Origin of the sequence: Acinetobacter sp. HA, assembly GCF_000264725.1 — a bacterium.
Lineage (GTDB): Bacteria > Pseudomonadota > Gammaproteobacteria > Pseudomonadales > Moraxellaceae > Acinetobacter > Acinetobacter schindleri.
This window is the reverse complement of the sequence record NZ_AJXD01000079.1, coordinates 1-1,768: the sequence shown is the minus strand read 5'-3', so window position 1 is coordinate 1,768 and position 1,768 is coordinate 1. Positions and strand designations below refer to the sequence as shown.

At 37.0% G+C, this 1,768-nt stretch carries 2 protein-coding genes; both read left to right on the top strand.

The window, feature by feature from the left end:
• The coding region (locus HADU_RS11510) for a nitroreductase family protein (protein ID WP_008306643.1) at positions 1-573 on the top strand (573 nt) is incomplete at its 5' end.
• Positions 574-781: 208 nt separating this feature from the next.
• Positions 782-1,444, top strand: coding sequence for a DUF2057 domain-containing protein (locus HADU_RS11505; RefSeq protein ID WP_008306641.1), 663 nt, complete (start codon positions 782-784; stop codon positions 1,442-1,444).
• Positions 1,445-1,768: the final 324 nt, after the last annotated feature.

The window sequence follows — 1,768 nt, the reverse complement described above, 5'->3', positions numbered from 1 at the left end:
AGTTGTTCAAACAAGTGGGACCACCTCTGTAATAATGTAAGCCTAGATCAGACAGAAGTTGAAAATACCATTAAGGAAGCGGTACGTCATAGCCCATCTTCTTTTAACTCGCAAACTTCTCGTGTGGTGATCCTGTTTGGTGAATCGCATCAAAGTTTCTGGAATATTGTTCGTGATACTTTAAAGAAAATTGTTCCAGCTGATGCCTTTGAAGGAACAAATAATAAAATTAACAGTTTTGCAGCGGGTTATGGTACAGCCTTATTTTATGAAGATCAGGAAATAGTGAAAGAGCTGCAAGCACAATTCCCATTATATGCAGATAATTTCCCGGTATGGTCAGAGCATTCTTCAGCAATTGCCCAATTTGCCACTTGGACAGCGCTAGCGGAGAAAAATATTGGTGCCTCTTTGCAGCACTATAATCCGATCATTGATGATGAAGTTGCAATTGCTTTTGATGTGCCTTCAAACTGGAAGCTACGTGCCCAACTTGTGTTTGGTTCGATCGAAGCACCAGCAGGTGAAAAAACCTTTATGGATGATGCAGAGCGTTTTAAAACTTTTAATTAATTGAGTTAAATAATAAAAAAAGGAGTGCTTCGGTGCTCCTTTTTTTATTTTGTATTCATTCAAGATAAAGTGCTTAGCTGAATAAATCAGATGGATATATAAATATATGCTTAAAGTCTTGGCTGTTTGTCTAAGTGATTTATCATAAAATTGTCACGTATACTCGGCATAGTGCAAGCAGATTTAAATAATCAGGAAAAAGAAGCGAATGAATTTACGTATTATGATCGCAGTTGCGACTTTAATGGGAAGTACTTCTGTTTTTTCAGCAGTGACCTTGACGGCACCAGAAGAAATCAAGATTGTCGGGGTGAATGAGCGAGAAGTGAATAGTGGATTAATCCGTAAAAAACAGACTTATAAGCTAGATCCGGGTTCAAATAGAATTAGTGTACGTTATATTGAATTCTTCCAGCATAATGATAACAGCCATGACATTTTAAAATCGGATGTAGTAACAGTTAAAACACCTGAATTAAAAGATGGCGAAAGTTATCGTTTGGCTTTGATTAATGCACCTAAAGATTTTGATACTGCACAAAAATATAAAGACCAACCGATCATTGGTTTATATGACGCCAGAAATCAATTGTTGGTACAACAGTCAGGCGCAAATAGTGAAACCAAACCATTATTGGGTAAAAGTGTATTAGGTAAAGCACTAGACTTGACAACTAAAACAGTTGCTCCTGCAAATCAGCCTGCGCCTGTTTATGCACAGGCAGTGGTATCACCAATGGTAGCAAATCTAAATTCAGCTGAAACAGCAATAAAAACTCCTACTGACCAAAAGCTGATTCAGCTTTGGCAACAAGCATCTAAAGAAGAGCGTCGGAAGTTTATGTTATGGCTAGCAGAGCAAGGGAATTAAAAAAACATGAAAAAGATCGGTTTATACCGATCTTTTTTAGTTTGAGGGCTAAAGGTTACACTTTGAAAATATATTTCAGGCCAGAATGATGGATTTACGCACCTAAAGCTGCTAAAAATACGCATTCAGAGTAAAAAATGAACGACCAAATTATATTTTCATATATTTTTATGAAAAGCACTTGCGCTCATTGTGAAACTGTATAGAATACGCAGCACACCAACGCAATGCATGAAACGAAAGGTCAAGTGATTGGGTTGGAACTTAAGACTGACGAGGTTTTAAGTAAGATCATTAAAAGATTATGAAGAACAACTTGTGTGG